At 75.8% G+C, this 6,120-nt stretch carries 4 protein-coding genes; all 4 read right to left on the reverse strand.

The features are described from left to right. Nucleotides 1–220: 220 nt before the first annotated feature. Nucleotides 221–1,186: a DMT family transporter gene (locus ACIA79_RS20975; RefSeq protein ID WP_399429851.1), complete on the reverse strand. Its 966-nt coding sequence runs from the start codon at nucleotides 1,184–1,186 to the stop codon at nucleotides 221–223. 207 nt (nucleotides 1,187–1,393) lie between these two features. Then, nucleotides 1,394–2,383 (reverse strand): EamA family transporter, encoded by a 990-nt coding sequence (locus ACIA79_RS20980; RefSeq protein WP_399429838.1) that lies wholly within the window; start codon nucleotides 2,381–2,383, stop codon nucleotides 1,394–1,396. An 85-nt stretch (nucleotides 2,384–2,468) separates the two neighbouring features. Further along, the gene (locus tag ACIA79_RS20985; RefSeq protein ID WP_399429839.1) at nucleotides 2,469–4,862 is read right to left on the reverse strand and encodes a M48 family metalloprotease; all 2,394 of its coding nucleotides are present in this window, start codon (nucleotides 4,860–4,862) and stop codon (nucleotides 2,469–2,471) included. A gap of 62 nt (nucleotides 4,863–4,924) precedes the next feature. Continuing rightward, the gene (locus tag ACIA79_RS20990) at nucleotides 4,925–5,791 is read right to left on the reverse strand and encodes a hypothetical protein (RefSeq protein ID WP_399429840.1); all 867 of its coding nucleotides are present in this window, start codon (nucleotides 5,789–5,791) and stop codon (nucleotides 4,925–4,927) included. Between the last annotated feature and the right edge of the window lie 329 nt (nucleotides 5,792–6,120).

A 6,120-nucleotide genomic window follows, 5' to 3' on the forward strand; every position in this document is an offset into this window, starting at 1 on the left:
GCTGCCCGGAGCGCCGGAGGCCGGGGAGGGCCGGTGGCGGCGCCGGCGCTCCCACCGCCCGCCGCGGCAAGCGACCCACGAGGGCCTGACGGCGGGCGGGGACGGCGCCACGGGCGAGGACAAGCGACAGGCCGGGACGGACGACGCGGCCGGGACCGCGGCACGGGCCACCCCCGCGACAGGCACGAGGGGCACGACGGGCGCGACAGGCGCCGCCGCCTCAGGCGAGCGCCTCCGCGCGGCCCCTCCCCCGGCCCATGGCCGCCCGCGCCTCCGCGAACGCCAGTCCGGCCACCGCCGCCAGCAACAGCAGCGTGCCCGCCACCGTGGCCGCGGTCAGCCGCTCGTCGAGCAGCGTCACCGCGATGACCGCGGCGCTCACCGGCTCCAGGAGCATGATCACCGAAACGGTGGCGGCCCGCACCACCGCCGCCCCCGCGAAGTACAGCGCGTACGCCAGCGCCGTCGGCACCGCCGCGATGTACGCCAGCAGCCCCACCACCTGCGCGAGTTCGGCCGTACCCGGCACCAGGCCCTCCGCGACCGCCAAGGGCAGCAGCCCGGCCCCGCCGATCGCGAAGGCCCACGCCGTCGTGACGAGCGCGTCGCCGCCGCCGGCGTCCCTCCCGAGCCACCGGGTCAGCAGAGTGATCGCCGCGTAACCCGCCGCGGACAGCAGGGCCAGCGCCACCCCGGCGGGCCGCACCTCGCCGGTGCCGCCGCTGCCGAGCACGAGCACCACCAGGCCACCGAGAGCGCCCACGACCGCGAGGCTCCCGCCGCGCCCGAGCCGCTCCCCCATGGTCAGGCGTGCGCCGAGTGCGATCAGCACCGGCCCGGCCCCCAGGGTGACGACGGTGCCGACGGCGAGCCCGGTCGCCTCGACGGCCGCGAAGTACGCGCTCTGGAAGACGGTCAGGCCGATGCCCGTGCCGAGGATGCGCAGCACCCGCCTGCGGCGCGGTTCGGCCGGGCCGGCCGCACGCCGCCGCCGTACCGCGAGGGCGGCGAGCAGCAGCACGAGCCCGCCGGCGCAGCGCCAGAACGACAGGGCCAGGGGGCCGAGGTCACTGGTCCGGAACACCAGCGAGGCCGCCGCCCCGGCGGTGCCCCAGGCCACTCCGGCGACGATCAGATAGAAGAGACTCCGCCCGACGGACACAGCCGTGGACGCGGAGGAGGAAATCGACACGTGACTTCTCCGTGTGAGAACAGGAAAGGGTGGGCCGCTCGACTGCGTACGCGGGCAGCGGCGAACCGCTCGGGGACTGCCCGAGCCCGGTTCTCATCAGGAGCCCCGGAACGGGCCGGAACGGATCCGGCTCCGGTTCGGGGGTGCCGCCCGCGTCAGACGGCAGGCGGCGGAAGCACGGTCGAATGCATGACCGACACCTTATGGGGCGGCTCGTCCGGCCGCCACTTCGTCGCTCCCGGCCGGCAACGGGTCCGACCCCGCGACCGGTGCGGCCGGCGCCGTCTTCGGCGCCGACGACTGGGCGATGAAGGCGCCCACGAGCACCACGGCACCACCGATGATCTGCGGTGCCGACAGGTGCTCCTTGAGCAGCACCCACGCCAGTACGGTCGCGATGACCGCCTCCAGGCAGGCCACCACGCCCGCCACCTGCGGCGAGAGCCTGCGTACGGCGACGATCCCGGTGACGTACGCGAGGACGGTGGCGATCAGCACGATCCAGGCGAGCAGCAGCCACGCCGGCGCGGCCGTCCCGCCCAGGTCGGCGGTGCCGCGCAGCACGGACCAGTCCATTCCCCACGGCTGCGTGACGGCGGTGAGGACGAGGGCGCCGATGAGCAGCCCGTAGGCGATGACGCCGAGCGGGTCGGCCGGCTCCGCCTCGTCGCTGCCCTGGTCGGACAGGACGAAGTAGCCGACCTGGCAGCAGGCCGCTCCGAGGGCGAGCAGCAGGCCGAGCGCGTCGAAGCCGAGCCCCGCCCAGACCTCGACGACGCAGGCCAGGCCGCCGACCGCGAGGACCACGCCGAGGGCGGCGGCGCGGGTGACCGGCCGGCGCTGGACGAAGCGGACCCAGCCGAGGACGAGCGCGGGGGCGAGGTACTCGATGAGCAGCGCGACCCCGACGGGGATGCGCGACAGCGCGGCGAAGTAGAAGGCCTGGACGCCGGCCACCGCGAGCAGTCCGAAGCCGGCGAGGAGCGCGGGCTTGCGGCGCAGCAGGCCGCGGTGGCGCCACGCGACGGGCAGCATGACGAGTGCGGCGCCGGTCACCCGTAGCCACACCACGTGCAGCGGGTCGAGACCCGCCTCGATCAGCGGCTTGGCCGCGACACCTGACCCACCGAATGCGAAGGCCGAGGCCAGGGCGAGTCCCAGGCCGGCGCTTCTCCCCTGAGACGCGTGCATCGGCACATCATGGCAGGAGCGCGTCAGGAGCGTAAAGCCCGTGACACCTGTTGAGACGGCCGTACCGGCGGCCGGCCGGGAAGCGTCATCGAGAGCCCCTGCCAGGACCTTGCTCACGCATGCGGCTGCGGCGGATCAGCCCGACACGGATCAGCACCACCACGCTCGCCGCGATGAGTCCCCACCCCTGCGCCGACAACGCCACCGACCAGCCGTCGGCGGTGGGCACGACGTGGCAGTTCCCGGCGTCGAACCCGAAGCGCAGGCAGCGGGAGTGGTCACTGGTGGCGATGAGTGCCGGATGCAGGACCGCGCCGGCGACCGCGGCCGCGAGGATGCCGTGCAGCGGGCCCAGTTCGCGGGCGGCGGCGCGTGTGCGGTACTCCGCGACCAGGGCCACGACGACCTGCAGGAGGCCGGCGAGCACCACACCGATGAGGAACGGGTCCCACGGGAGCAGGGAGGGAGCGGCGAGCGCGCTGAACACGTGCACCGACCACCACAGGGAGGCCCCGGTGCCGCCGACCCACAGGGCGGTGCGCAGAGCCACGCCGGGGCCGGGTTCCGGCGGCGGGGCCTGCCAGTGCGCGGGGGGCGGGCCGAGGAGGAAGCGGTCCGGCGCGATGACTCCCGTACGGCGGGCGGCGACCCCGCCCGACAACGGGACCAGTGCCGCCAGCAGCAGTAGGCCGATCAGCAGGGGAGGCGGGACGCCCATCAGCTGGACGACCGCTCCGACGACGAGGCGGATCCCGTCGGGCAGTCCGCCACCGAGGCGCTTGTTCGACTGCAATGTCTCGGACCAGATCGCCAGTTGCAGCAGATGGCTGAGCCAGACGGTGAGGAGCAGGACCGCGCAGGCGACCGTGGTGTGGACGACCGCACGGGGGTGCCGGCCCGCCACGACGACAGGAGCCCACGCGCGCGCGGTGCCCGAGATCCAGCGGACGGCGAGATAGCCGCCCGCGCCGAGCACGAGGGCGTAGGAGAACAGCGTGATCGGGGAGGGCTGGACGGCCGAGCCGATGGACGCCGCGTACTTCGGGGTGCCGAGGGCGCCCAGCACCAGCCCCGCGCCGAAGAACTTCCCGACGCGGTCCGCCATCTCCCACCGGCGGCCGGTCAGGAACGCCGCCAGTTCGGCCCGCCAGATCGCCAGGGCGAGACCGACACCGAGCACGAGCCCGAGGGGCAGCATGGCGGGCGGCTCGTAGCTGCTGAGACCGGTGAGCCCGTCGATGAGATCGGTCACCGGCTCGTACGCGTACGTGCCGACGACACCGAGGGTGAGCGCGCTCGCCGGGGTGAACCGGAAGAGCCGACCGGGGTCGGCGAGGGCGCGCAGGCGGGTGCCGGGGCCGGGGTGGGTGAACCAGATGTCCATCGCGTCGGCCCCGGCCTCGGGGTCTGCGGCGGTACCCGCGTCGGACTGGGCCCCGGCCTTGGTCCGCGCCCGCGCCCCGGCCTCGGCCCCGGCCTTGGTCCGCGCCCGCGCCTCGGCCTCGGCCTCGTCCTCGGATGTGGCCTCGGCCCTGACCCCGGTCTTCGAGCGCGCCCTCGCCTTCGCCCTCGCCGCCCGCTTCGCCTCCGCCTCGGCGGCCGCCTCACGCTCCGCCTCCTCCGCCGTGGCCAGCACCGACGCCAGGCCCGCCGCCCCTCCCGGGATGAGCGCCACCCGCGCGTCGGCGTGCAGCTCACGGCTCCGCAGCACGGACTTGCGGGCCAGCGGGATGACCACGCCCAGCAGGACCGACTGCCAGGCACCCAGGAGGTAGAAGGACGCCGGGCCCGAGTCGGACGGGGCGATCAGCGGCGTCAGGGGCGCGCCGACGATGCCGGGGAGCAGGAGCGCGGGCAGGTAGATCCGCCAGGCGGAGTCCGTGAGGAACGCGATGTCGACATCACGGTTGCGCAGGTGCGCCAGCTCGTGCAGGACGACCGCGCGGAACGCCGTGGGATCGGTGTCGTACAGGTGGAGCAGTCCGCGGCTGATCATGACGTACCGTCTGCCGCGCCGCCCGAAGGCCAGACCGGTCACACCGGGGTCCAGCAGGTCCACGACGTAGGTGACCTCCTCCCGTACCTCCGCGAGCGTGCGCAGGGCCGCCAGCTCGGCGGCCGGGCCGGGGAGCCGGTCGGCCGGGAACGGTCGCAGGCCGCGCTGCCGGATGCGCAGGGCGGGCCGCACCCAGTACAGGGCGAACGTCGCGGCCCAGAAGAGGACGAGAGGGACGAGTCCCAGCAGTGCGGAACTGCTCGCGGACCACCCGCCACAGCGCTCGGCCCACGTGCCGGGCGGAGTGGGACGGCCGGCCGCCAGGTCGTCGAGGACACGGAAGACGCAGTCCCGGAAGCCCTGCGGGTCGATGTCGCCGGGGCCGAGGGGGAGCCAGCCGACGTAGCTCCTGCCGACGGTCGTCGCCGCCCCCGACATGGCGAGGACGAGCAGACCGAAGCGCAGCGCCGTCCCCGAGGTCACAGCGAAGGGGTTGGGACGGGCGGCGGCGGGAGCGGGCGACGGGGGCCGGGGTGGCTGCGCCGTCATCCGGCGGCGAGGTCGCCGGACGGTGCGGTACGCGTCCGCGGCGGAGGCGTCGCGGTCTGCGCGGCGACCAGGCCGCCGACGATGGCGTCCGCCAGCAGCCCGGCCCGGTCGGCGGCGAGGCCCAGGGCCGTGGCCCGTGTGACGGCGATCTCCCGGAGACGGGCGAGGTGGTCGGGCGTGAGGAGCGGCGGGCCCGGGGCGTCGTTCGTGGCCCCGTCCGGGCCTGCGGTGGCATCAGGGCCGGGGGCGGCCTCGGAACGGGAGGTGGTCCCGGGACGGGAGGTGGTCCCGGGTCCGGCTGGGACGTCCGCCGGGGTTCCGGCCGCGGGCGCGGGCTCACGTACGGCCCCGGGAGTGGCCCCGGTCACGTCCTGCGGACCGGCTTCCGGTCCGGTCACGGGGTCAGGCCCGGCTTCCGGCCCGGCCACGGCCCCGGCCCCGGCCCCGGTCACGGCCTGCGGACCGGCTTCGGACCCAGCCCCGGCGGCGGCCCCGGCTTCCGGATCCGTCCCCGTCGGCCCGTCCGCCCGCGTGCCCCGGCGGCGGAACCAGCGGGCCAGCCGGGGCCGGGCCCGCGTGCCCACGGCCTCCGCGGCCTGGAAGGTCGCGTGGCGGACGACCTCCACCGCCACCGCGAGCGCCACGCCGGTGAGGACTTCACCGACGATCTCCAGGCCCATCGCCAGGGGCTCGCGCCGGGCCCGCCGCCTGTGGGCGGCCGCGCCCCGCGAGGCGAGGAAGGCGGCGCTGGTCTCCTCGAAGAGGGTGAGCTCGTCCGGTGCGATCTCGGCGACCGCCTGCCGGGCCAGCCTCACTGCTAACGCGTCCCCGTTCACGCCCCCGTCGTTCACATCCCCGTTCATACGACGAGCGTCACAGAGGCGCGCGGAGGCGTCAACCGGCCGTGACGTAGCGCCAGTTCCGCACGCTCAGCGCGCAACACAGCGCTGATGCCGGGGGGTTCAGCACGGCTTCCGCGTGCTCCTGCACGCGGAGCGGCGCCTTGATACTCCCGTAGCAGAGCACGTCCACACTGCTCGGTCGCCCGGCACAGACCGGTGATGCGGTCCGGCTCAGCGATCTCACGGCACACGCCCCCGGAACGCGGACACGGCCGTGGGGGGGGGGGGGGGGGGGGGGGGGGGGGCGGGGCGGGGCGGGCGGGGGGGGGGCCGCCGCGCGCCGGCGGGCC

The organism is Streptomyces sp. NPDC051310 (assembly GCF_044455245.1).
GTDB lineage: Bacteria > Actinomycetota > Actinomycetes > Streptomycetales > Streptomycetaceae > Streptomyces.

Excerpts from the sequence above, each read along its gene's own strand:
- ACIA79_RS20980 (WP_399429838.1), bottom strand. The coding sequence starts at position 2,383 with ATGCACGCGTCTCAGGGGAGAAGCGCCGGCCTGGGACTCGCCCTGGCC.
- ACIA79_RS20990 (WP_399429840.1), bottom strand. The coding sequence starts at position 5,791 with ATGAACGGGGATGTGAACGACGGGGGCGTGAACGGGGACGCGTTAGCA.